Here is a 24,646-nt window from a genome sequence, read left to right on the forward strand (position 1 = left end):
CAGTGTTGTAAACACAAACATCTTCCATGATTCCGTAACACAAGTGATGAATAATAATATTGTGAAAGTGATCAGGGATAGTACAACCTATTGGTATGAAAATAATATAAAGTTGCAGGATAGTATTTTCCTCACAGTGAAGGCTAAAGGTGATTCTCTGTCCAGTGACAAGTTCATTGACGTGATGAGTAAAGACGGAACCAAGCATGTAGGCGACAGCAGCTTGCTGAAATATGCAAGGTTGCAACTAAACATGAAGCTAGTGGCAGATAGTGTTGTAAACACCAACATCTTCCGCGATTCCGTGACGCAAGTAATGAATAACAATATTGTGAAAGTGATCAGGGATAGTACTACGTATTGGTATGAGAACAATACAAAGTTGCAGGATAGCATCATTCAGACTGTACAAGCAAATGGAGTAACTATTAATAACACAACTCCGAATGTGTTAAATGTTACGGGCGCGAAGCAGGCGTTAACAGCGACCAGTATCGGTATCCAGGCTGGGATTGCAAACACCGTCATGGTGACAGATGCAACGGGTAAGGTAAACTGGGTAGATCCGCTAAATATACCAATGAGCGATTGGAAGTTGGATGGTAATACAAATGGTGCTATCAAAACGCTTGGCACAAAGGATGGGTTTGATTTACCATTCATTACAAACGGTATTGAAAGAGCAAGACTTACAAGTGCTGCTGCATCTGATACAGCAAACTTCCAGCTTGGATCAAGTGCGGGCTTCACCCGGCTGTGGTTCCATAAAACTGCTACAGCCAACCCGTGGCCATCACACATTAAACTTTATGATGGTGGCAGCAACAACAGCGTTTATGGGTTTGGTGTATCAGCAGACCAGCTTAACTACTTCTCCGGTTTTGGTGCTCATGTATTCCATACAGGTGCAACAAGCAGCCTTGTTGAGCGCATGCGTATAACGCCGACGGGTAATGTTGGAATCGGAACTGCGAGCCCCACTGCGATGCTGCATATAATAGGAAATGCAAGAATAGAAAGCATTCCAAAAGGCGCGGCGACAGACAGTCTTGTGACAGCGGACGCTGCCGGAAATATTCGAAAAGTAGACAAATCTTCAATTAACGCGACAATGAATATTGTTAGAAAAACTTCCGATTATACCCTGGATGCTGCTTCTGATAATGTAGTTCTTGTTGATGCTTCTTCAGCAGCCACTATTAAAATAACTGTACCGGATGGGGTTGCGACAGGAAGAGTATTTACAATAAAACGTGTAGATAACTCAGCCAACACTGTAACGATCGGCTTTGCCGGTTCAGGTGCGACGGTGGATGAAACAGACACCTCCATCTCCGTTGGTAACAAGGTTACCTATCAAATCATTACAGAAGGCAACAATAAATGGCAGACAATATCCAGATTTTAACGGCCATGAAATACGGCGCGGGTAACTGGCCTGCGCCAATTTCAGCAAATCCAAGTATATGAAAATGTGTTTTAAATTACTAATGCTGGCGCTGGGGTGCATGTTAAGTGCAAAAAATTATGCACAAGCCGGCATAACAGGCAACTCGCCCGACAAGTCGGCGATACTGGATATCAATGCACCAGATAAGGGCTTATTGATATCTTTCGTCAACCTGTCATCAACAACCGATGTAAGCGGAATTGCCGGACAAAATCCTGCCCGCGGCCTTTTGGTTTACAATAATTCGATTTCTGAAATTCCCGGGCCAAACGCTGTCATGCCAGGGTATTATTTTTGGGAGGGAGGTAAATGGAACAAGCTCGCAACATTTGGAGATATGAATAATACTGCCTGGAGTGTAAACGGAAATGCGGGAACCAGCCCCTCTACAAATTATGTAGGAACCGCAGATAATAACGACCTCCGGATAAAAACCAATAACATTGAGCAAATGCGGATCCAGGCTGATGGCAAAGTTGGTATTGGAGTGATGACCCCGGGCTTCTTGCTGGAAACAAGCAGCGATACAAAATTCGGAGGCAACCTGTTTCTCAATAAGGCGGTTAATGCACCTTTGGATAATGTATCTCCGTTGGTGCGTGACAATAACACCGGACAGGTATATACAATATCTTCTTCTTCCGGAAACACAAAGCCATTTAGCTATGTAAAATATTCAATTACGGTTAATCGTGACTGGCTGAGTAATTTTAATACCAACATTTCGATAAATGATTATACGGTAGTGGTTGTGGGGTATGCATTGAATGAACCTGATATGTACGGGATGGGAATGACATACAGCGGCACATTTTCCTCTCAACAGGTGTATGCTTTCCAGAGCGGATCAACCTGGCGTCTATATGCTGATTATACCATGGGTGACACCTGGCCTTATACACCCGCGGTTCATGGTACGTGGGATATCTACTGTCTTGTAATTAATAACTCAATGCTTACATCCCTGCAGGATCAGTCATTCGATCTCGGAGGAAGCGATGTCGGACAGGCCACTGCAGCTCCTGACGGGCTTTAATTTCAAACATTTAATACATGATTTTGTATGAAAAGACTGTTGAAAATGATATTGCTAATATTGGGCTTGAATAGTAATACGCTCCATGCTCAGGTGGGCATGATGACAAACTCGCCAAGCAAATCAGCTGCGCTGGATCTTAGTAAATCAAACAAAGGGTTATTAATTCCAAAGATAAGCCTGCAAAATACCAGTGATGTAAGCGCCATCAATGGGAACAACCCTGCATCCTTTCTTTTGGTTTATAATACGAATGAAACCATTACAGGAGCAGGGGCCGCAGGAGTTGGCTTTTATTATTGGGAGAGTGGCCTTTGGAAAAAACTGATCACGTATTCCAATGTGAATGATAGTACATGGCATCTGCAAGGGAACACTGGCACGAATACGCAAAACTTTCTGGGCGCGAGTAATGGAAGCGATCTTGTCGTAAAGACAAACAATACAGAGAAATTTCGGATCGCATCAGATGGGAAGGTAGGAATAGGCACGGGCACTCCTCAATATAACCTTGAAGTGACCGGTGATACAAGAATTACAAGCGACTTTTATTTGGGAACAACAGCCCGTGCGCCACAGTCTGGTACGGCTCAGCTGGTCCGTGATAACGTTACCGGTCAGGTGTTTACAGTTGCCGCGTCTTCGGGCAGTTCTAAAGCTTATAACTATGTAAAATATACGGTGAGGAACGTTAAGCAGGATTTGCTTTCAGATTTTGATACAAAAATATCATCCACCGATTATACTGTGATGATTGTCGGATCTTCTTTTGCTGCTAGCCAGGGCATGAAGATGCTGCCATCTTATAATGGCACATTTGCTTATCAGTCATTATATGCACAGTCGTCTGGCGGTACCTGGCATTTGAAGGCAGATTATGTTGGCGGTACAACTTTTGACAACAGCAATGGAAATTGGGACATCTATTGTCTCGTGATTAATAATGCGCTTGTTGTTGATTTGCCTGACCAGGTATTGGATATGCAGGGAAATACCACAGGTAGCTTCACATCAGCTCCAGGTGGGTTATAATTTTTACCGATTAATGTGAATTGATCATGATAAAAAGTATTTTTTTTCGGCTTTTATTAATCTTCAATATTGGCTTTCTGGCCAGTAATACTACGAATGCGCAGGTTGGGCTTATCGCAAACAATCCCGATAAATCTGCCGCTTTGGATTTGAGCAATGCGAACAAAGGATTTCTTCTTCCACGTGTGTCATTAATAAACACATCAAGCCGAACCCCGATAGTAAATAATTCTCCGGCACAAACGCTGGCTGTATTTAATATCAATAGTGGAATACAAGGTATCGGCGCTTCAGGAACGGGCGTTTATTATTGGGATGGCATCCTTTGGAAAAAATTAATAAGCTATTATGATGGAAGGGATTCAGCCTGGAACATCAACGGCAATCCTAATATTGATTCACGTAAACATTTTTTGGGAACTACAGACAATGCAGATCTAATTATAAAAACGAATGGCGCAGAACGATTTCGTGTTACTGTAGGAGGAAAAATTGGTATCGGTACAGCGAGTCCCCAGTCCATGCTGCATGTTAATGGCGATACAAAAGTCGGAGGGAATTTGTTTTTAGATTCAGCAAGCATTGTACCGCCGGCAGGAGTTTCCAGCCTCGTTAGAGACAATACAACAGGGCAGGTTTACACCGTCGTGTCATCAACAGGTAACAGCAAACCCGTAACCTATGTAAAGTTCAGACTAACAAATGTAAACGAAGATAGCATGGTAGTCAATTGTGATACGAAAATACCTACGGGGCAATATACGTTAATGGTTGTGGGGTCGTCCTTCTCAAGTCCCGATCCCGCTGATGGAATGAAAATGATAACAGGATACACAGGAACCTTCGCCCCGCAGGTTGTATATGCATTTATGCAAAATAACACCTGGAGGTTGGCCGCTGATTACAAAGGAGGTAAAACGTTTTCCAATTCCAGGGGCACATGGGATATTTATTGTATGATTGTCAATAACACGATCATTAAACAGCTGAGCAACCAGATATATGATACGGGTGGTTATTCTTCTGGCACTGGTACAATGCCAGGTGGGCTGTAATTACCAACGCCTAAAGTTGCTCTACTGCATTACAGAAGGTGCATGATGCTGTTTTAATTCACCTCTGCTTTGGATGTAAAGTCAGATTGGAATTTGCAGCGCTTGTACGCTATCTGTTCCAGTCCCGAAGCAGCATATTGAGTTTTGGCTGATTTACCAATCGTTTATTAATCCTGTTCAGTGTGGTGTCCGAAATAAACCAGTTCATGGCATAAGGTGGTTCTTTGTCGTATCTTAAATGGAGTGGATCTTTTTGCCATTCTTCCCTGTCTTCATACAGGGAGATTAAATGATAATCAGCCTTGTTAGCTGAATAGGTATTGATGTCGCTAATAAAATGCTTTAACCTTTCATCATTTACTGTTGTTTGCATGTCGTACGCACCGGCAATGGTGAGTAGCGGGGAAAACAGATCGTTCTTGATGGGTGCCACAGGTTTAATGTTGGAAGAATCTGCATCGATCGGGCTATTCACAATATGCAGTATTTTAAAATGCAGACGTTTCACCTGTTTATATAGTGTGCCGTTTTTTAGGCTGTCATCTTTCGCAATATTGATGATACCGCGAATGGTTTCCTGTACAACGCCTGCACCCGAATTGTCAAAGTATCCGCCATCTACAAAATAATTGTCACCTATTCTTCCTGCCGGACTCAAATAAGGAAACCTGGCGCCTAATATAGCTCCTGAAGCCAGGCTAATATCTTCATTGTTGTTGAGAAGCGAAAGCACATTTATACGTCCGTTAAAATAAGTGGAATCAATATTGAGATTGGTCACTACTCCCGGATTACCATCCTGCATGCGCGTAGTATTTACAAACAGTACAGGCATTAAAAACTTTCCATTGCTCAATGCGGCGAATTCTGAAAGCGTATCAAAAAAGGGAACATTATAAAAAGATGGATCCATTGCACGTGAAGATTTTTCAAATGATTCTTCAAGGGCAGCTCCTCTGTCGCTGGTAGAACTGGTATGAAAAATATACTTGAAGAAATCCGGCCCAAGCATGCGGGCGAAGGTGTAAGTAAAATAATCCTGTTTCAAAAAATCTTTAGCGCTTAACTCATAGGACTTACCCTTTTCTACCTGCTTGTTCCTTAGTAAAGAAAAGAACGTAGCTACGCCAACTCCGCCTCCTGAGGTGCCGGAGAGACAGAATACGTGATCAGAAAATTTGACGGCTCTGCCCGTTGAATCTGTAAGTCTGACAATGGAAGCATCCTCTAATTTTCCCAATACCGCTGCCGTCCAGTAACCAGATCGTGAAGCGCCACCATTAGCCATAACAAAATATACATCAAACTCTCCCGCGCTGGTATCAGATAATGGTACCTTTTCGTTCAGCCATTGCTGCAGGTATTCGCGTAAATGAGGCCGGTTCTTGTAGTCGTTGCCAACAGACTTTAGTTCGATCGTTCTAATATTATGCGTTTCTTTCATTCCCAGGAAAAAAGCCAACAATAATATAATGATATGAAAGCTTATGCCGTATTTAACAGAAAAAGCGGTGACGATGTTTCCGAATAGCAACAAAACACCAAAGGCAAGTATGATAAAGGGAAACGGACCGATCTTTCTGGAAAATCCTAAGTTGTAGATGCAGGCGATATAAAGAATAATCCCGATGATGCCAATCCAAAGAAACCATTTGAAGTAACCTGTTTCAACGCGTGGAATACAAAAGAAATCCATTATTTTTTCAAGTCTTGTTCGCGCTGATTTGGGCTCTTGCTTTGTCTCGATTCTAACCGCAACGATTTTCTTTTCTATTTGATCGCGACGAAGATTGATGTACAGGTTAAAAACAATATGAAGAATGAGCAATAGACCAAGTAAACTAAGAATAGCTATCTTTTCAGTAAAGGCTGCAAGAACAAGCAATATCAAAAAAATAACGAGTGCTGCCCAAAACAAGGTTCTGAAATTTTTCTTTCGGGATGAGTCTTGCAGCATCAAAATTTTCACCAGCCAACGGTTAATAAAATAGAGCAGGAAAATAAGTAACAGTAAAAGCACGAATGCTTCCCGGGAGCTAATAGCGTAGTTGAGTATGGGGAGTTGAAGCACACACAACTCCAGTACTACAAAGCAGGCGTTGCCGGTAAGTCTCGGAAAGTAATCAAGAAAATTCTTTCTAATGTCGAAAAAGTCATTCCCTTCGTCAAATTTTTGCTCAGCCACTTCGTCGGTCATGTTGCATGCTTTCTCAAGAATGTCCTTCTCTTTTTTCTTCTTGATATAAGCAATGATGCGTGATGAATACCAGGTGATGTATACCCAGAATCCTATGGCAATAAAGAAAATAAAGCGAGAATAATTTAATGAGAAGATGGTGCTTGATTTATTCTCCGTAAAAGCCACAACAATATCTTTTCCCTGTCCTGCAAGCCAGAAGCAATAGATGGCGAACAGAATAAACAACAATGCAGGGAAAAACAGCCACGACGCCTTTAGCAATCCTGAGAAATACCTCAATATTTGCATCACCGTGTCTATTGAAAAGAAATGTTTTGGAAAAAGAGAAATGACAAGCGGAATGACACCCATTGCAAGCAGTATCCATTTTATGCGCGTAAGCCACCGCATGTCAGAAACGGCGCCACTTGTTGTTACATATTTATATATAGTATGATCCTGGTAAGCATCCAACGCGGTGCCGGCAAGAATAAACAGTATGCCGACCCGCAACCACTGTCTCAGCCATTTTTTTTGAGCGGTCGTGCTTCTGAAATAGAGACAAAGACATAGATAAATGCAGTAAAAAATCATCAGCACGTAATCCAGCTTCACGATATTTTTTACCGCGGTAGTTTTCCGTTCGCTTTCGCGCCAGCTATTCATTATTTGGGTAGAGACTTCAGGCGTACCGCGGTTGAATGCCAGGTAATCCATTTTGTTGTCGCCGCCCGAAGCAATCATGTTTTGCCCATCAATCAAAACCAAAATAACGATTACGGCAGTTAAGACAATCATTGAGACGGGGAGCGAAATTTTCATGGATGCAAGTTTGAGTAGATAAAGCGTTTGTTGATTACTTGGTATGATGCAACTTGTCTGTAAGTAATATCCAAAAAAAAGCGGAGAAATGCAATACGCTCTTAAATGGGGTTTGGCAAGAATAGGTCGCCACTAAAAGTAAAAGCCACCAGTGCTTGTTTGTTGCTCATGAAATCATCTTAACTAAGTAACATGTTGTCTTTTCAAATCGATGTTTTATTTGTTCCGGGTTGGCATGGATTGTTGTATTATTTTTATATTGGTTAATACACCTGTTGGTCTTGCGGTAAAGTGAAGATTGTTAAAATAGAAACTGGCACATCTATAACTATTTCACGTAAATTAATAAACCATATTCATGCATAAGCTTGTCATAGTAATCACAATGCTCTTCTTTGTATCAAAAGCTGACGCACAGTTCAGTGTTAATTTTCAGCCGGACAAAGAACCAACAACGGCTATTCAGTATTTCAAACCAACCGGTAATCTATTTGTGGGCGACTGTATTCCCTTTTATCATGAAGGAACTTATTACTTGTACTGGCTGCTGGACTCTGGCCACCATTCGGCTTTAGGAGGTTTAGGTGGGCATCAGTGGACGTTGAGCACATCCAGGGATTTGAAAACCTGGAAGCATTACCCTGTGGTATTAGGGATTGATGAAGCCTGGGAGAAATCCATCTGTACAGGTTCCGTTGTATATTATAACAAGAAGTTTTACGCGTTTTATGCTACAAGATTGATTGATGCGTCCGGAAAAGTGAATGAGCAACTGAGTTACGCAATTAGCGATGATGGCATTCATTTCAAAAAGCAGCAGCCGAATCCGTTCTACACTTCGGCGCCGGGTTACAGTAAAAGAAATTTTCGCGATCCGAAAGTGACTGTTGATGCACAGGGAAAATTTCATTTGTTTGTGTCTTCATCTACTGAAAAATCTTTGCTGAGAGGGAATGGCGCGCTCGTACATCTTACTTCAACAGATCTTAAGAACTGGGCTGTGGAGTCGCCGCTTATTTTTGGTCAGCGCGATGTGCCTGAATGTCCTGACTATTTTGAATGGCATGGGTGGTACTATCTTATTTACGGTCGTGGAGGGAACACTTTTTATCTGAAATCCAAACAACCGTACGGGCCCTGGGAATATCCGCGCTACCAGGCGTTGGATGAAGATTGGGTGAACGTGGCAAAGACTGCTCAGTTTAACAATGACCGCAGAATAGTGGCAGGATGGATCCCGAGTAAAAAAGACAGTAAAGATGATGGGTATGAAATTTTTGGCGGAAATATTGTTTTACGGGAGTTGAAGCAGGAAAAAGACGGAACGTTGTATACATCTTTCCCAACGGAAACGATGCCTGTCTCAGGTTCTTTGGTTCCGATAAGCGCGGTAATGGATAGCCTGGTAAAAAAGAATGCGCAGGATAATTTTACCATTCAGTCCTACGGCGGCCAAAGTGCGGTAATTTTGGAAAACATACCTGTTAATTCAAGCATCAGTTTTGACGTAGAGCCGGAAGGAAATATTGAAGAATACGGTGTTTATTTGCACGCCAGTCCTGGAAGTTCAGACGGATATAAATTAGCGTTCTCGCCCGATAATCTCACGGCGAGCCTGGCCGGATCTACCATCAAAGCTGTTGATGGGTTAAATAAAAAAATCACTGTACAGGTAATTATGAAAGGGGATATAATTGATGTTTGTATTAACGGAAAAAGATGTATTGTAAACAGGTTATACGAACAGAAAGGTAGTTCGCTGGCATTGTTCGCCAAGCACGGTAAAGTAACGTTCAGTTCTATAAAGATTGCTCCGCTTCAATAAATTAAATGGTTGATGTATGCTTTTAGGATTTGATATAGGTGGTACAAAATGCGCTGTAATTGTTGGCAGGGAGATACATGGTGGCGAAATGACCATTGTTGATAAATTGGTGCTCAAGACTGATAAGCCTGCATTTGAAATGATCACTCTTTTGTTTCAGCAGGCCGAGGAAATATTAGCGGCAAACAAGCTTTCAATGGATGATATCGATGGTATTGGTATCAGCTGCGGAGGTCCGTTAAGCAGCAAGAAAGGCCTCATACTGTCCCCTCCCAATTTGCCTGGATGGGACAGTATACCTATTGTAAGACTAGCCGAAGAGAAATTTGGTAAACCTGTTTTGTTGCAGAATGATGCCAATGCAGGTGCCGTCGCAGAATGGAAATATGGTGCAGGACGAGGCTATTCCAATCTTATCTTTCTCACGTTTGGAACAGGCATGGGGGCCGGGCTTATTTTAAATGGCGCATTGTATTCCGGAACAACTGACCTTGCGGGTGAAGTTGGGCATCTCCGTTTGTCTGACATGGGGCCTGTAGGTTTTGGCAAAGCAGGTTCTTTTGAAGGCTGGTGCAGTGGTGGTGGAATCGCGCAACTCGCACAAATAAAAGTGCGTCAGAAATTACAAATGGGAGAGAAGGTATCTTTTTGTGACTCGCTGGATGATCTTCCCTCATTAACCGCAAAAATAGTAGCAGAAGCAGCCGCTGCTGGTGACGATACTGCGATTGAGATTTATAATACTTGTGGTACTTACCTGGGCAAGGGTTTGGCATTGCTGATTGACATACTCAATCCTGAGTTGATCATTCTTGGAAGCATTTACGGTCGTGCAGGATCTCTTCTGGAAGAATCTATGCAGGCTGAGCTGCAAAAGGAATCCATTCTTGCTTCTTATAAAGCCTGTACAATTGTTCCTTCAAAGCTTGCTGAAAATATTGGCGACATAGCAGCGCTGTCATTGGCAGCTCAGGCATACGCTGTTAAGAAGTCGGATGTGATGGTGCGAGGTTAAAGGAAATGCTGCGTGGTTTTTATTTTAATACACCGTCGTGCATCGGTTGATATCTTATTAACCATAGACTTCTATACAACTAGTGAATAGTCAATGGTCAATGGTGAAGGTCCGATCTGGCTAAGTAAATGTATTGTCGTTTAAGTGTTATTATTATCCTGTGCAAAAGATCTTATTTGCTCTTATATTTCTTAAATGGTTTAAAAACCTTCGCTTCGGTCAGTCTTAAGCTTTAGGCTTTGTGCTTTAAGCTTTATAAGTTGTTTACAAAGAAACGTTGGCGCGGACGACACCTTACTTACATCACGGATGCGTCTCACATTTGCACACTGACGTTTGTGTCCGCGCAAACTTTTTCGGCAAGGTTCGTGTCTCACGAACCTTTTCTTTGTTTAAAAAATCAACACATAGTATCAATGTTCGTGGGACACGAACCTTGGCGTTGCGTTATTATTGAATCATCTCCAGCGCATTTTTGCGATCGACAGTATTGTATAATTTTTCGGGAATTTCAGATAATGTAGAATGATGCAGTTGAGATCCCAGTCCGTAGAACTTTTGAAAACTCATGATCAGTGGCCGCCATTTATCCGGATCAATATGATCGGGCTTATCATCATCAACAATCGATTCATCAAGATGCACTTGTAAGATCTTCAGTTCAAAGCAAATAATATTGCCGTATTGCAGAGGCTCGTCTTTGCTTAGAAAGTGTTTAGCGACAACCCCGGCTTCAAGATGTACCGGACATTCCAGAATGCGCGGCGCATTTACTGTAGAAGACGGCAATGACGTAAAACCAGCAGCACCAAATTTATCCGGTTCATATTGATAGCCCTTGGCTTTTTTGCTGGCTGGAACAGGAGACGATCCTGTTTTCAACGCCAGTCGATTGACTTTATCTACTTCATTTTCCGAAGGAAGATTAATCACACATTCCTTTGTCCTTAGAAGATTTTCGGTTGTTTTAGAAGAGGCCGCAATGCCGATCATGCATCGCCATCCAAGCCAGAAAACAGATGATATTGGTGCGATATTGAATGATTCATCTTCGTTTACTGTTGTAATTAATATAACCGGCGTTCCAAAATATAAGATGGAAGGAAAGCTGACATTGTGCATAGCGTGATGTTTTTCTAACGCAAAAATGAATGATAAAAACACCCCTGAAAACCCGATTCTTGCTGATTTGAAGTCATTAAAAAACATGAGTCGTAGAGCGCCAGAGGCGATAGCGTAAGGCAGCGAAGCTTAGAAGCTTCGCAGAGCGTGATTTTCAATCCTTGCTATATAATGCCACTCCTTCGGAGTTTGTTGCATTGGTTACTAAATGCTATAATAATTCCAACCCTTCGGGTTTTGCGGCGTCTACGTTCAAAATTTCAGGTTTAGTACATAACAGTGAAGTATCCTCCAATCCCCTAATCATTCAAATCCAGGTCCCGACAAAAATCCCAATCAAAAAGCCAACAAGCATTTCGCTCATTGGCTTCATTTATTTCCCAATCAAATAATCCAATCAAATAAATCCTGGATCGGTCAGACTATAGTTTGTGTTTGGTAAGAAAGCTTTCAATCCCCTTAATCCTGCAAATCCTGGTCGCATTTCGCATTGGCTTCAGCTATTTTTATATAAAATCCTCTAATCCTTTAATCTGCAAAATCCAGGTCCAGACAAAATCCAGATCCTGGTCTAGGCAATCTCCTTCAAGGTTTCTCTTGTCGCATCAATCGTCTTATCCAAATCCCCGTGGGAAAGCGCATTGTTCAGGAACCAACTTTCAAATGCAGAAGGAGGAAGATAAATGCCACGCTTTAACATGCCGTGAAAGTATTTTTTAAACAGCTCGTTGTTTGCTGAAGCTGCACTGGCAAAATCAGTAACCGGATGATCACTAAAATGGATACTGATCATCGATCCAAGGTGATTGATGACATAAGGAATACCCGAAGCGGCAAGCACTTTGTCAAGACCTTCTTTCAAATAAGCTGTCTTCTCATCGAGCTCGGTCAATAAGGAAGGATTTTCTTTCAAGGCAGATAATAAAGTATATCCTGCAATCATGGCGATCGGATTGCCACTTAAGGTTCCTGCCTGGTAAACATTGCCAAGCGGTGCAACAACTTCCATAATATGACGTTTGCCTCCGAATGCTCCTACAGGCATTCCTGCGCCGATCACTTTGCCATAAGTAACAAGATCCGCATTTACACCAAGCTTTTCCTGGGCACCGCCAGGAGCAAGACGAAAACCATTCATCACTTCATCAAAGATCAACAACATGCCTTCACGGTCGCAGATGTTTCTGAGACCTTCCATAAATCCCGGAGCGGGTAATATACATCCCATATTGCCGGCAACCGGCTCGGTGATAATTGCGGCAATTTCTCCTTTATGTTCTGCAACCAGTTTTTCAACAGCTTCAAGATCATTGTAAGCACAAGTAAGTGTATCTGCACTGACTCCACCGGTTACGCCGGGAACAGTCTGAATATTGAAAGTAGCAACACCACTTCCGGCTTTTACAAGAAAACTGTCTGCATGACCATGATAGCAACCTTCAAATTTGATGAATTTGTTTCTTCCGGTATAGCCACGTGCAACGCGAATGGCACTCATACAAGCCTCGGTTCCGCTGCTCACCATGCGGATAAGATCCACGTTAGGGGCCATGCTTTTAATGAGCTCGGCCATCTTTATCTCCAGTTCAGTGGGAGCTCCATATGACGTAGAGTATTCGGCATATTCCTGTATCGCTTTTACTACAGGCTCGTATGCATGACCAAGGATCATTGGTCCCCATGATGCGATATAATCGATGAATTGATTGCCATCTTCATCATACAGGTAAGCTCCTTTTGCTTTCCTGATAAATAAAGGCGTTCCTCCTACACTTTTAAATGCTCTGACGGGAGAATTTACTCCACCCGGAATTGACTGCTGTGCTCTTTCAAATAGTTCTTGACTGCGTGAATACATTAGGTTGTAAGTTATAAGTTGTACGTTATACGTTGTACGTTGGCGTTTGTGCGTGGTAAATTATACATTATCTGTCAGTGCCTGTGAGTTATAAGTTGTGAGTTTTATTCTTCGCTTCGATAAACGTATCACGTAAAACTTACAACGTACAACTCCTACTCGTCTCCTTCAAATATGCTGAATGCTTTTGTTTTCTTTGTTGCTTTAAACTCAATGATGCGATAGTCGGCCATCTTGTTCTGGTAGAATGGATCTTGTGCAATGATCGCTTCAATATCTTTTCGGGTTGGCGCAAGAGCCATAATGATGCCACCATCACGCGGTTCTTTTCTGCCTGATGCGATAAAGTTTCCGGACTGATAATACTTATCCAGGAAAGCCATATGCGGAGCTAATGCCGCATCTATTTCTGCTGCCGGAACCTTGTAGGTTAATTCGATTATAAACATAGCATTGAGTTTTTTAGGTCGGTAAATTTTTGAGCCACGAAGGCGCTAAGACGCAAAGGAACACAAAGTTTTAAGTTAAAAGTCAAAAGTGAAAAGTAAAAAAAACAAAATTGAAACACAAAGACGCGGAGAACACGAAGCCGCACTAAGATTTATTTTTAGTTGCATTTCTTTGTGCCGCTTTGTGTTCTCCGTGTCTTCGTGGTTCAATCTATTTATTTAGCAGCTTCGCTGCATCTTTCGCGAAATAGGTTGCAATAAGATCAGCGCCAGCTCTTTTGAATGCAGTAAGTGTTTCAATAATTGCCTTATCTTCATCAAGCCAGCCCATTTTGGCTGCGGCCTTGATCATTGAATATTCACCGCTAATGTTGTAGGCGCTTACCGGAACATTAACTGCATTCTTCACTTCACGTATTACATCCAGATAAGGAAGGCCTGGTTTTACCATTACAATATCAGCACCCTCTTCAATATCCATCAATGTTTCTTTAATCGCTTCCAGCCTGTTCGCATAATTCATCTGGTAGGTTTTCTTATCGCCAAAACCCGGAGCACTATCCAGCGCATCTCTGAACGGGCCATAAAAGCAGGAGGCATATTTTGCGCTATAAGCCATGATACCTGTTTTTGTAAATCCACTTTCTTCTAATCCTTCTCTTATGGCGCCGATACGTCCGTCCATCATGTCGCTCGGTGCTACCAGGTCTGCACCTGCATGCGCATGGCTCACGCTCATTTTTACCAGTGCATCGACTGTTTCATCATTTACAATTTCACCGTCTTTCACAATACCGTCATGACCATAAATGGAATATGGATCAAGCGCCACGTCGGTCATAACCACCATTTCAGGAATGGCATCCTTAATCGCTTTAATGCTGCGCTGCATCAAGCCGTTTGCGTTCCATGCTTCCTGGCCGGTATTGTCTTTCCACTCATCCTTACATTTGATAAACAATAACACGCTTTTTATACCCAGGCTCCATAGTTCTTTTACTTCCAGCAACGTCAGGTCCAGACTTCTTCTGTAATATCCCGGCATAGAGGCGATTTCAGTTGAAATATTCTCTCCCTCATCAATAAACAAAGGCACTATAAAATCGTTGGGCGTTAATGTTGTTTCAGCTACCAGGCTTCTAATGCTTGGTCCCACTCTCAATATCCTGTTACGTCTTTGTAGAAACATGTTGTTATCTTTTAATTTGATTGAATCTCTGATCTCTGATCTTTCGATCTCTGATTTCGTCAATTTTGATCAGTTTCATTGAATGCTATGAGTTCAATATCTTTTTATCAGTTGCACGAACCGTAGAACTTTAATTTAGCTCACCGATTGTTTTTATTCATCTTTGCGGTTTTATCTGACGCTGCAAAGATCGCCGTTAGTTCATTTGCTTCTTTGATCAAATCATGCAGTAACGCAATATTTAACAAGTTTGTATCGCGAATCACCGAAAGCCAGTAATGTGATTCGTCGGCCTCTTCAAGCACAATTTCAATCTTATATACAAAGTCGGCGGCTGACTTTGCTCTTTTAGAAGCTCGATAATTTGCACCTACAGAACCTGCGGATCTGATAACCTGCTTTGCAAGTTCGTAAGCGGCAATATTTTTTGGCAGCATTGCGCAAAGGTTAATTACGTCAATGTGAAATTGTCTGGTTCTTTTTTCTAAATCAATTCTTATCAAGGTAGGGTTGTTTTGAAAGTAAGCGTTAATTTATTACTTTCTTATTGAAAATCTTTAGTAGTTGTCATTCGATCTGCTTCTGCAAAATTTCAACTGTTGAATTTTTCGGTGACTGATAATAATCATCGTTTAAATCAGCGATCAAAAAATCAGAGATCGGCGATCTAAATCCACTCAACGGGCTGCAAACACACTTTCAACAATCTTTCCTCTTCACTTCCTGCTTCAGGTTGATAATTGTATTCAAAACGCACTGTTGGTGGAAGGCTCATCAAAATACTTTCGATACGTCCGTTCGTCCTCAGGCCAAATAAAGTACCCCGGTCATGGACAAGATTGAATTCGGTGTATCTTCCTCTTCTTATTTCCTGCCAGTGTTTGTGCTCCGGCGTGTAAGTGGTTTGTTTTCTTTTGTCTGCTACCGGAATATATGAGTCGATAAAAGTATAGCCAAGTGCATGCGCCAGATCCATCCAGAATTGAACGGGCTTTTCTTCGGTTGCCCTGCGATGATCGTAGAAGATGCCGCCAATACCTCTACGCTCATTATTTCTGTGTTTGTTCACGAAATAATTGTCGCAGTCTTTTTTGAATAATTCATATAAGGAAGTATCGAATTTATCGCAGGCATCTTTGTGCAGCTGATGAAAATGTTTGGCATCTTCATCAAATAAATAGTACGGTGTAAGGTCCGTTCCGCCGCCAAACCAGCGGTCGATCACTTCGCCGTGCCCGTCATATAATTCAAACATGCGGTAGTTGCAATGAACTGTTGGCACAAATGGATTCATTGGATGAAGAACAAGACTTAATCCACATGCGAACCATTTAGCTCCGTTCATTTTCAAATGGACACGCATTGGCTCGGTAACATCACCAAAAACCACCGAAGTATTCACGCCTCCTTTTTCAAAAACATTTCCGTTGGAAATAACCCTTGTTTTGCCACCGCCGCCTTCCGGGCGCTCCCATTCATCCTGGATAAATGTTGCTTTGCCATCGCATTTTTCAACTGCTGCACATATGTCATCCTGTAGCTGGTGAATAAACGCGATCCATTGTTCTTTGATGCTCATGAAATATTCTTTGAATAGTATATGGTGATTATTTTTTCAGAAATTCTATCAGCGGTTTAATAAACCGGTCAAATGCCTCCACGTGAGGAATGTGTCCCACGTCATCCAACTCCACCAATTCGGAACCTTTTATTTTTTGTTGTGTTGCTTTGCCAAGTGCAGGATAGTTGCCCATCGTCTTCTTAATATCGTCACTCACAAGGTTTTTGCCAAGCGCTGTTTTATCCAGTTGGCCGATGATCAATAATGCAGGCGCTTTTATGTTTTCGAATTCATAGCAAACAGGTTGTGTGAAGATCATGTCATATGTGAGCGCAGAATTCCACGCGATACGATTGTATTCAGGACTAAGTGTCCATCCCGCCTGCAGGTTCAGCCACTTATCATAATCATCCTTCCATGTTCCGTGATAATAACTTTCCTGCTGGTATTTTTTCATAGAAGCATAGTCCTGCTTCAACTCATTTTTATACCATATGTCTACTGACTGATAAGGTACTTTCAATTTCCAATCTTCAAGGCCGATGGGATCTTCAAGTATAAACTTCTCCACTCTTTCCGGAAACATTAAAGTAAAACGGGTTGCGACCATTCCGCCCATGGAGTGTCCAAGTACAGATACCTTTTGGACGCCAAGCGAGTCAAGTATTGCTTTTGTGTTTTGGGCAAGGAGCTGAAATGTATATTGAATATGTGAAGGCTTGGAAGACTTTCCAAATCCTATCTGATCTGGAATAATTACCCGGAACCCATTCTCAGAAAGTGTTTTAGCCGTCTGCGACCAATACGCCCCGTTGAAATTTTTTCCATGAAGGAGCATAACGGTATGGCCATTGCTGTTGGTTGGCTTAACGTCCATGTAAGCCATTTTCAGTGATTCGCCCTGTATATTAAGAGAGATATATTGTACGGGATAATCATAGGCGTAGTTTTCCAGGCATAATCCAAGCGGAACAACCTTTTCCTGCGCAAATGCAGCTGTTGCAAATGCGGCAAAGACAAGAAGACAAAGCACTGTTTTTTTCATACCGTTTGTTTTTCATTCTTCATACAGTCATCTGCATGAACGGTGTTTTGTCGCAGTTATTCTTGGACGGATATTTCACCGGTGCAATTACTATCCGGCAGTATGTCTGAACTCTTTCACTGTATCAACGAACGCTCTTGCATGATCAACAGGTACGTTTGGTAGAATGCCATGGCCAAGGTTTGCAATATGTTTTCCGGGGCCAAATGTCTCCAGCATGGAAGTAACCTGTTTTTTGATCTCAGGAATTGGCGACAACAATCTTGCCGGATCAAAATTTCCCTGTAAGGTAACATTGTTGCCTGCAAATTCTCTTGCGAGTTGAGGTTTAATACACCAGTCAATTCCCAGACCATGCGCACCCGTGGCAGTCATGCTATCCAGTGAATGCCATGCACCTTTTGCGAAGATGATAGTAGGAACTTCGTCTTTCAGAGCCGCTACTATTTGACGTATATACTGAAGTGATAGTAATTCAAAATCTGAAGGACTCAGAAGGCCGCCCCAGCTATCAAAGATCTGCACTACGTCTGCACCCGCTTTTACCTGGGCTTTCAGATAGGCAATAGTAGTATCAGTGATCATTTGTAACAGGCTGTGTGCCAGTTCCGGGTTCATGTAACAAAATGCCTTTGCTTCATCAAAGGTCTTGGAGCCTTTGCCCTGCACCATATAACATAATAATGTCCACGGCGCGCCTGCAAAACCAATTAAAGGGACGCGACCGTTTAATTCCTGCTTAATCAATTTAATGGCATCGAAAACATATCCGAGAGATTCTTCCACATCCGGTACACGAACGCGGTTAAGGTCAGCTGTTGTCTTTATCGGATCGGGTAAAAGCGGTCCTTTACTTTCAATCAACTGTACTTCAAGCCCCATAGCCTGAGGCACAACAAGTATATCTGAAAATAAAATGGCAGCATCAACACCAACTATATCAACAGGCTGAATGGTGATTTCTGCAGCAAGCTCAGGGGTCTGGCATCTTTCAAAAAAGCCGTATTTCTCTCTTAGCACCATATACTCCGGTAAATATCGTCCTGCCTGTCTCATCATCCATACCGGTGTTCTTTCAGTTGCTTCTCCTCTCAGTGTTCTTAATAACAGATCATTTTTTAAAATAGCCATAGTGAGTTATACGTTGTAAGTTATACGTTGTACGTTTTAAGCTTAAAGCCTAGAGCCCAAAGCTTAAAACTATTTGATGTTTATTCTACCTTTTTTTTGCCTTATGCCTCACACCTCATACCGCACACCTCACACCTGATACCTGACACCTTTCCCCTCCCGCCTCACACCTCATGGCCATCCCATTCATACGCCAGCACTTTATCCACCAGGCTTTCCTGTCCGGGCCATTCGCTGGTAACTACTTTGTTGTTGCAGTAGGACTGAATGGTTGCTGATGTTGTTCTTCCTATAGAGAAGAGCACAACATCTGTGCGGATGGTGTTTATCGAAAAAAAACTATGAACAGCAGTAGGACTGAAAAACAGGATGCCATCATAATCTTCCTGCACTTCATGCGGTGTTTGTAAAGTACTGTATGCAATCACCTCATGAACGGTTATGTTACTGCTTCCCAGTGTTTCTGGCAAATCATCCAGTCTTTGATCGCCGCAGAAGAAAGTCACTTCTTTAATATCCCCTTGTTCAATAATCTTCTTCGCGAGTAAGGATGCACTTTTGGCAGAGGTTACAATGATCTCTTTTCCAAAATGCTTTACCACGGCATCTTTTGTTGCTCCGCCAAGACAATGTATTTTCCAGTTATGCTTTTCAGGTAAAAAAGCTGCAACGCTTTCAACTGCATTATTACTTGTAAAGATTACCTGTAGTCTTTGTTGCGCAAGTTGATCAACCTGTTGAATAAATTCAGGTGAATCAATTTTTTTTATTTCAATAAAAGGCAATACATCTATTGTAACATGATGTACTGCTGCTTTGCTGATAAGTTGTGGGTCGAGTGCACGGGTGCACAGTGTTTTTCTATCTGGTTGCATTTCTAATAGCTTCTACAATATTCAGACCGCCCTTCTGCAATACCTCTTTTCCCATACTAATGCCGGTATTTGCCGCATCTTCAAGTGGGCACTGGGTCTCTGCTGTTATGAAATCTTTACCATCAAGCGAATGGATGCTGCCTTTAAAATGCAGTGTTCCATTTACTACCTCAGCCAAAGCACTGATCGGGGTTGAACAGCCACCCATTAGTGTGCTTAAGAAATCTCTTTCTGTTTTAGCACACAACGCAGTAATGCTGTCATTCAGCAGTGCACATTTTTCTCTGGCATCAGTGTCATCTTCGCGACAAACAACCATAATAGCCCCCTGAGCAGGTGCAGGAAGCATCCAGTCCAGCTCAATTGCATTAGCAGGTCTTTCGTCAATGCGTTCAAGGCCGGCCGCTGCAAATATGGCACCTTTCCAGTTACTGTCGGCTACTTTTTTTAACCGGGTAATAACGTTGCCTCTTAAATTTTCAATGGAATGGTTGGGGTAACGGTGCAGCCATTGCGCTTTTCTTCTTATGCTGCTTGTTGCGATTGTTGCAATGCTTTGTTCATCGTTGAGAAAATCAATATCCGTTTTGTATACAAAAAGATCTTTATGCGAAGCTCTTTTAAGAACAGCTGCCTGTGTTATTCCCTGCGCCAATTGCGTTGGAACATCTTTCATGGAATGAACCGCGATGTCAATTCTGTTGCTGAGCAGAACGGAATCAAGCGCTTTTGTAAAAACACCCTGAACTCCCATCGCGTATAACGGAGTAACGAGGTCTATATCGCCGTCACTTTTTATCGGTACAATTTCAGTGGATATGCCCGCTTTTTCCAATTCATCTTTAACCAGGTTGGCCTGCCACATAGCTAAGCGGCTATCCCTGGTTCCTATTCTCAAAATTCTGTTCATTTTTTACTGTGAGAGTTTTGTGGCGCAGCGATTAACACGGAAATGAAAATAACGCAGTTGCCTTAATGTTCTTAATTAACACTTACTGCTATATAATCATTTATTGCTTCAATATAATAGCATCCGGGCTGATGCTGCTGGCGCATTTTTACCGCCATAGTGGTAATTACCTTCTGTATTGCGTCTGCGTCCGGATTGGCGCATTTGCTGTTACCATTGCTGGTATGAACGGATAAAAACATTGAACATTGTTGCATATCCTGCAGCTTTTGTTTTACGGCTTTAAGTGCCGGAACATTTCTGCGCATAATGTACCACTCTTCAAATTCTGCAATGTGCTCTTTTATGATAGCTTTTGCTGCAGGCACTTCGGCCATGCGCATTTGTAACGTAGCATCATTTATCCTGGAAAGATCGTCCACATTAACCAATGTAACATGTGACAAATCTTTAGCCTTGGGATCAATATTATTAGGAATAGAAAGATCGATCAAAATTTTTGGAGCGCTTTTCTCCAGGTCAGCCTTCATAATTACCGGTTGTTCAGCATTGGTTGCGACTATAACAACATCGGCTTCGTCAACCAGTTTTTTTGATTCAGCAAAAGAACCATGCTGCAAACCAAGTTCACCTGCGAGCTCCGCAGCTTTGTCTTCAGTTCTGTTGAGTAAAGTTATGTTGGTTGTTTCCAGGTAGTCTACCAGGTTTTTGCAAGTGTTGCGTCCTATTTTACCGGTGCCGAGCAGAACGATTTTTTTATTTTTTGCATCGGTGAGGTTCTCGCACAAAAACTGAACCGCAGCAAAAGAAACAGAAACAGTTCCTCCGCTTAGCTGTGTTTGAGATTTAATTGCTTTGGAAGATTGCAAAACAACATTCAGCAAGCGTTCCATGAACGTGCCGATAAAATTGTGTTGTTTGGCTATTTTGGATGCCAGCTTAAGCTGACCAACAATTTCATAGTCGCCTAAAATCTGGGAATCAATACCGGCGGCAACGTTAAACAAATGTTCAATCGCTTCCCAGCCTTGTTTTATGTAGGCGAATTCTTTGAATTTTTCAGAAGATCCGATTGTCTCAGAGCATAAAAGATCAACCAGTTCGCGGTGGGAATGTGCAACGCCATAAATCTCTGTGCGATTGCAGGTACTTAAAATGAACATTTCCTGTATGCCGGAAGTTCTTGCTTTATTTAAAAGTGAAATATATTGATCGTTGTTAACGGCAAATTGTCCACGTATGCAAGTGTCAGTCTTCTTGTAGTTGATTCCGGCTATATAAAACTGCGTAATATTCATTCTTCCTGGTCGTCAAATATTGATAACGCAAAAGTACTTCTATACGTTGCCTAAAAAACATGATCAGCCGTCGTTATCTGTCATTTCTCTGTCATGTTTTGATGATAATGTGCTTAAACCCGCGTCAGTATTGCGATTCTTCACAATGAAACGCATAAAAAATACAATTGATTTTTCATTTGAAATACTACATTATACGGTCAGTCCAACAAAATTTATCCGCTATCAGGATCTCCAAAAACTGCTTCAACACAAAAAACGTACAACGTAAAACTTATAACGTATCACTTACTTTTGCTTCTCAAACGCGTAAGCATGGCAAAAAAGGCAATTGTACTAATGAATCTTGGCTCGCCGGACTCCACTTCAGTAAAGGATGTGAAAAAATATCTGACGGAGTTTTTGATGGATGAACGAGTGATCGATAAGCCCTGGCTTGCGCGCACGCTGCTGGTAAGAGGGATTATCGTACCATTTCGCGCTCCTAAATCAGCCAAAGCTTACGAGAGTATTTGGTGGAAAGAGGGATCGCCGCTGATAGTGCTGACTAAACAATTACAGGAGGCGGTTCAAAAAGAAATGGAAGAACCTGTTGAAATTGCCATGCGTTACGGAAATCCTTCGCCGAAGTACTGTTACGATAAATTGGTTCGGGAAAATCCCGATCTGGAAGAAGTGGTGTTGTTTCCCTTATATCCTCATTATGCCATGAGTAGCTATGAAACCGCTGTGGAGTATATGAAGGAAATTCATGAAAAGTATAAATATAATTTCAGGATTTCTGTAACTCCTCCCTACTACAGGGACGCAGAATACATATATTCTCTTGCGGAAAGCATTCGCCCTTTTACTGAAAAAAGTTTTGATAAATTGTTGTTCAGCTATCACGGTGTTCCTGAACGCCATATCCTGAAAGGCGACATAACGGGGCAGCATTGCCTTAAGGTGAATGATTGCTGCCATGTAACATCTGCTGCGCACGACCAATGCTATCGTCATCAGACCTTCATTACTACAGAACTTGTAACGGAGAAATTACAGTTGCCCAAAGAAAAAGTCGAGCAGAGTTTCCAGTCAAGATTGGGCCGCGATCCGTGGCTCACGCCTTACACTGCAAAGCGCCTGGAGGAACTGCCGGCAGAAGGAGTGAAGAAACTGCTGGTTGTTTGTCCCGCTTTCGTCAGCGATTGCCTCGAAACGCTCGAAGAAATCGCGGAAGAAGGTAAACACATCTTCCTTCACGCAGGCGGCGAGGAGTTTACGATGATACCGTGCTTGAATGTGCACCCGCTTTGGATTAGGAGCATTGTGAAGTTGATTGGGGATTAAGATTGAGGTTGTCTGGATCTGGATTTGTGGGATTAGGGGATGAATGGATTTCTAAATATTGGAGAACTTGTATAATAACAATTATTAATGAAGATTGGATTGATTGGAGAAGATAGGAATAAGTAGATTTGAGGTTTATATTTTAAACCCTAAATCAGATGAAAGAACAAATCAATGATGATCTGACATACAGAGTAATTGGATGTGCAATGAAAGTGCATAGCATATTAGGCAATGGCTTTCAGGAAGTAATTTATCAAAGGGCACTTGCTATTGAATTGAAGAACGCATGTGTCGGTTTTGAAAGAGAAGTTGAAATCGATATTTATTATTGCGGAGAATTAATCGGATGTAGAAGGGTAGATTTTTTAATAGAAGGTGAAGTATTGGTTGAATTAAAAGCAATTTCGACGTTGGACGATAGCCATCTCGCACAAGGACTCAATTACCTTGTGGCATATAAACTGGATAAAGGACTTTTGTTGAATTTTGGTTCACGAAGCCTTGAAGTAAAACGTTTACGCCATCCTCAAAATGGAATCAAACACGCTAATCAATAAAATAGCGAACAAAAAATATAGTAATGCATATCAAAATTAATCCAATCATCCACTAATCCCATAAATCCAGATCCAGACAAAAAATCAAAATCTCAATCCCAATCATATGTACAACTACTTAAAAGCCCTCCACATCATCTTCGTCGTAACCTGGTTTGCAGGAATGTTTTACATGCCGCGGTTTTTTATTTATGCGACGGAAGCTGCGGAAAAGGATGAAGTGGAAAAAAATATTCTTCGTGAGCAGTTTAAAGTGATGATGAAGCGGTTGTGGTTGGGGATCACCTGGCCTTCGGCTATTCTTACATTAATCTTTGGGCCAGTGGTGATGGCCGTAGGCAATTGGGATAAAACGCTTTTTACAGAAGGAGGAAGATGGTTGCTGATCAAGTTGATTTTGGTGGTATTGTTATATGTATATCATTTCTCACTTCATCGCATTTACAAAGAAGAAATGAATGGTATATTTAAATATACTTCTCAGCAGCTGCGTATCTGGAATGAAGTAGCTACAATTCTATTGGTTGCAATAGTTTTCCTGGCAGTTGTGAAAACGAGTCTGAGCATGATATGGGGATTGTTGGGACTTATACTGTTCATTATAATTTTAATGAGCGCGATAAAAATTTATAAGATTTTGAGGGAAGGGAAAAAGAAGTAGGATTAGGGATCGCTGAAGTCTATATAAGTCAAAATTCAAAAGTTAAAAATCAAAAAAGCGAGTTGAAATAAGGTACAAGCTAATAGCTCATAGCTGACAGCTTAAAAGGATTGCGTTAACAACCGATTTTCTTTAATTGACAGCCGATAGCTTGAAAAGAGTGAGGTAAATAATCAATTTGTTACAATTGACAGAAACGGTTGGAAATAAGTTATGGGTACCGTGCTTCGCATCAGTTATAGAC

20 protein-coding genes and 1 pseudogene are annotated in these 24,646 nt (G+C 41.8%); 9 read left to right on the plus strand and 12 right to left on the minus strand.

Features of this window, described 5'->3' with window-relative positions; all coding sequences use genetic code 11:
• The 4 genes and pseudogenes from QTN47_RS00005 to QTN47_RS00020 all read left to right on the plus strand — a co-directional run.
• Positions 1–1,408: pseudogene (locus QTN47_RS00005) on the plus strand (hypothetical protein); the annotation flags it as partial.
• 58 nt (positions 1,409–1,466) lie between these two features.
• The gene (locus tag QTN47_RS00010) at positions 1,467–2,486 is read left to right on the plus strand and encodes a phage tail-like protein (protein WP_369327241.1); all 1,020 of its coding nucleotides are present in this window, start codon (positions 1,467–1,469) and stop codon (positions 2,484–2,486) included.
• Positions 2,487–2,513: 27 nt separating this feature from the next.
• Positions 2,514–3,518, plus strand: coding sequence for a phage tail-like protein (locus QTN47_RS00015; RefSeq protein ID WP_369327242.1), 1,005 nt, complete (start codon positions 2,514–2,516; stop codon positions 3,516–3,518).
• Between the two features lie 26 nt (positions 3,519–3,544).
• Positions 3,545–4,573 carry a phage tail-like protein gene (locus tag QTN47_RS00020; RefSeq protein WP_369327243.1) on the plus strand — a complete coding sequence of 343 codons (1,029 nt, stop codon included), beginning with the start codon at positions 3,545–3,547 and terminating at the stop codon, positions 4,571–4,573.
• Positions 4,574–4,682: 109 nt separating this feature from the next.
• Here the strand turns inward: QTN47_RS00020 and QTN47_RS00025 are convergent, their stop codons facing one another.
• A complete protein-coding gene (locus QTN47_RS00025) occupies positions 4,683–7,574 on the minus strand; it encodes a patatin-like phospholipase family protein (protein ID WP_369327244.1) in 2,892 nt (963 codons plus the stop codon).
• Positions 7,575–7,932: 358 nt separating this feature from the next.
• Here QTN47_RS00025 and QTN47_RS00030 point away from each other — a divergent pair, with 358 nt between their 5' ends.
• Positions 7,933–9,399, plus strand: a complete 1,467-nt coding sequence (locus QTN47_RS00030; RefSeq protein WP_369327245.1) for a family 43 glycosylhydrolase — start codon at positions 7,933–7,935, stop codon at positions 9,397–9,399.
• Positions 9,400–9,415: 16 nt separating this feature from the next.
• The gene (locus tag QTN47_RS00035) at positions 9,416–10,414 is read left to right on the plus strand and encodes an ROK family protein (protein ID WP_369327246.1); all 999 of its coding nucleotides are present in this window, start codon (positions 9,416–9,418) and stop codon (positions 10,412–10,414) included.
• Between the two features lie 450 nt (positions 10,415–10,864).
• Here the strand turns inward: QTN47_RS00035 and QTN47_RS00040 are convergent, their stop codons facing one another.
• The 11 genes from QTN47_RS00040 to hemA all read right to left on the minus strand — a co-directional run bounded on the left by QTN47_RS00040 (position 10,865) and on the right by hemA (position 21,852).
• A complete protein-coding gene (locus QTN47_RS00040; protein ID WP_369327247.1) occupies positions 10,865–11,536 on the minus strand; it encodes a flavin reductase family protein in 672 nt (223 codons plus the stop codon).
• Positions 11,537–12,107: 571 nt separating this feature from the next.
• Entirely contained in the window at positions 12,108–13,394 is a 1,287-nt protein-coding gene (gene hemL, locus QTN47_RS00045; RefSeq protein ID WP_369327248.1) for a glutamate-1-semialdehyde 2,1-aminomutase, read from the minus strand.
• A gap of 155 nt (positions 13,395–13,549) precedes the next feature.
• Positions 13,550–13,843: a YciI family protein gene (locus tag QTN47_RS00050; protein WP_369327249.1), complete on the minus strand. Its 294-nt coding sequence runs from the start codon at positions 13,841–13,843 to the stop codon at positions 13,550–13,552.
• Positions 13,844–14,054: 211 nt separating this feature from the next.
• Complete coding sequence (gene hemB, locus QTN47_RS00055; protein WP_369327250.1) at positions 14,055–15,032, minus strand: porphobilinogen synthase; 978 nt, start codon at positions 15,030–15,032, stop codon at positions 14,055–14,057.
• 140 nt (positions 15,033–15,172) lie between these two features.
• Positions 15,173–15,535 (minus strand): four helix bundle protein, encoded by a 363-nt coding sequence (locus tag QTN47_RS00060; protein ID WP_369327251.1) that lies wholly within the window; start codon positions 15,533–15,535, stop codon positions 15,173–15,175.
• A gap of 164 nt (positions 15,536–15,699) precedes the next feature.
• The gene (hemF, locus tag QTN47_RS00065; protein WP_369327252.1) at positions 15,700–16,611 is read right to left on the minus strand and encodes an oxygen-dependent coproporphyrinogen oxidase; all 912 of its coding nucleotides are present in this window, start codon (positions 16,609–16,611) and stop codon (positions 15,700–15,702) included.
• A 28-nt stretch (positions 16,612–16,639) separates the two neighbouring features.
• Positions 16,640–17,638 (minus strand): alpha/beta fold hydrolase, encoded by a 999-nt coding sequence (locus tag QTN47_RS00070; RefSeq protein ID WP_369327253.1) that lies wholly within the window; start codon positions 17,636–17,638, stop codon positions 16,640–16,642.
• Positions 17,639–17,728: 90 nt separating this feature from the next.
• Positions 17,729–18,769 carry a uroporphyrinogen decarboxylase gene (gene hemE, locus QTN47_RS00075; RefSeq protein WP_369327254.1) on the minus strand — a complete coding sequence of 347 codons (1,041 nt, stop codon included), beginning with the start codon at positions 18,767–18,769 and terminating at the stop codon, positions 17,729–17,731.
• A gap of 164 nt (positions 18,770–18,933) precedes the next feature.
• Positions 18,934–19,644 carry a uroporphyrinogen-III synthase gene (locus QTN47_RS00080; RefSeq protein ID WP_369327255.1) on the minus strand — a complete coding sequence of 237 codons (711 nt, stop codon included), beginning with the start codon at positions 19,642–19,644 and terminating at the stop codon, positions 18,934–18,936.
• Positions 19,631–20,554, minus strand: coding sequence for a hydroxymethylbilane synthase (gene hemC, locus QTN47_RS00085; RefSeq protein ID WP_369327256.1), 924 nt, complete (start codon positions 20,552–20,554; stop codon positions 19,631–19,633). Before hemC ends, QTN47_RS00080 begins: the two co-directional genes overlap by 14 nt.
• Positions 20,555–20,625: 71 nt before the next feature.
• Positions 20,626–21,852 (minus strand): glutamyl-tRNA reductase, encoded by a 1,227-nt coding sequence (gene hemA, locus QTN47_RS00090; RefSeq protein WP_369327257.1) that lies wholly within the window; start codon positions 21,850–21,852, stop codon positions 20,626–20,628.
• A 315-nt stretch (positions 21,853–22,167) separates the two neighbouring features.
• Between hemA and hemH the strand changes: the two genes are divergently transcribed.
• The 3 genes from hemH (at position 22,168) to QTN47_RS00105 (ending at position 24,402) form a co-directional block, all read left to right on the plus strand.
• Positions 22,168–23,181, plus strand: a complete 1,014-nt coding sequence (hemH, locus tag QTN47_RS00095) for a ferrochelatase (protein WP_369327258.1) — start codon at positions 22,168–22,170, stop codon at positions 23,179–23,181.
• Between the two features lie 158 nt (positions 23,182–23,339).
• Entirely contained in the window at positions 23,340–23,741 is a 402-nt protein-coding gene (locus QTN47_RS00100) for a GxxExxY protein (protein ID WP_369327259.1), read from the plus strand.
• A gap of 106 nt (positions 23,742–23,847) precedes the next feature.
• A complete protein-coding gene (locus tag QTN47_RS00105) occupies positions 23,848–24,402 on the plus strand; it encodes a CopD family protein (RefSeq protein WP_369327260.1) in 555 nt (184 codons plus the stop codon).
• Positions 24,403–24,646: the final 244 nt, after the last annotated feature.

The organism is Danxiaibacter flavus (genome assembly GCF_041060425.1).
Taxonomy (GTDB): domain Bacteria; phylum Bacteroidota; class Bacteroidia; order Chitinophagales; family Chitinophagaceae; genus Danxiaibacter; species Danxiaibacter flavus.

What these genes read in the sequence shown, in the direction of transcription:
- QTN47_RS00105 (WP_369327260.1), top strand. Translation starts at nt 23,848, where the DNA reads ATGTACAACTACTTAAAAGCCCTCCACATCATCTTCGTCGTAACCTGG.
- hemA (WP_369327257.1), bottom strand. Translation starts at nt 21,852, where the DNA reads ATGAATATTACGCAGTTTTATATAGCCGGAATCAACTACAAGAAGACT.
- hemF (WP_369327252.1), bottom strand. Translation starts at nt 16,611, where the DNA reads ATGAGCATCAAAGAACAATGGATCGCGTTTATTCACCAGCTACAGGAT.
- QTN47_RS00040 (WP_369327247.1), bottom strand. Translation starts at nt 11,536, where the DNA reads ATGCACAATGTCAGCTTTCCTTCCATCTTATATTTTGGAACGCCGGTT.
- QTN47_RS00100 (WP_369327259.1), top strand. Translation starts at nt 23,340, where the DNA reads ATGAAAGAACAAATCAATGATGATCTGACATACAGAGTAATTGGATGT.
- QTN47_RS00020 (WP_369327243.1), top strand. Translation starts at nt 3,545, where the DNA reads ATGATAAAAAGTATTTTTTTTCGGCTTTTATTAATCTTCAATATTGGC.
- hemE (WP_369327254.1), bottom strand. Translation starts at nt 18,769, where the DNA reads ATGGCTATTTTAAAAAATGATCTGTTATTAAGAACACTGAGAGGAGAA.
- QTN47_RS00050 (WP_369327249.1), bottom strand. Translation starts at nt 13,843, where the DNA reads ATGTTTATAATCGAATTAACCTACAAGGTTCCGGCAGCAGAAATAGAT.
- QTN47_RS00015 (WP_369327242.1), top strand. Translation starts at nt 2,514, where the DNA reads ATGAAAAGACTGTTGAAAATGATATTGCTAATATTGGGCTTGAATAGT.
- QTN47_RS00070 (WP_369327253.1), bottom strand. Translation starts at nt 17,638, where the DNA reads ATGAAAAAAACAGTGCTTTGTCTTCTTGTCTTTGCCGCATTTGCAACA.
- hemB (WP_369327250.1), bottom strand. Translation starts at nt 15,032, where the DNA reads ATGTTTCTACAAAGACGTAACAGGATATTGAGAGTGGGACCAAGCATT.
- QTN47_RS00030 (WP_369327245.1), top strand. Translation starts at nt 7,933, where the DNA reads ATGCATAAGCTTGTCATAGTAATCACAATGCTCTTCTTTGTATCAAAA.
- hemH (WP_369327258.1), top strand. Translation starts at nt 22,168, where the DNA reads ATGGCAAAAAAGGCAATTGTACTAATGAATCTTGGCTCGCCGGACTCC.
- hemC (WP_369327256.1), bottom strand. Translation starts at nt 20,554, where the DNA reads ATGAACAGAATTTTGAGAATAGGAACCAGGGATAGCCGCTTAGCTATG.
- hemL (WP_369327248.1), bottom strand. Translation starts at nt 13,394, where the DNA reads ATGTATTCACGCAGTCAAGAACTATTTGAAAGAGCACAGCAGTCAATT.
- QTN47_RS00080 (WP_369327255.1), bottom strand. Translation starts at nt 19,644, where the DNA reads ATGCAACCAGATAGAAAAACACTGTGCACCCGTGCACTCGACCCACAA.
- QTN47_RS00010 (WP_369327241.1), top strand. Translation starts at nt 1,467, where the DNA reads ATGAAAATGTGTTTTAAATTACTAATGCTGGCGCTGGGGTGCATGTTA.
- QTN47_RS00035 (WP_369327246.1), top strand. Translation starts at nt 9,416, where the DNA reads ATGCTTTTAGGATTTGATATAGGTGGTACAAAATGCGCTGTAATTGTT.
- QTN47_RS00025 (WP_369327244.1), bottom strand. Translation starts at nt 7,574, where the DNA reads ATGAAAATTTCGCTCCCCGTCTCAATGATTGTCTTAACTGCCGTAATC.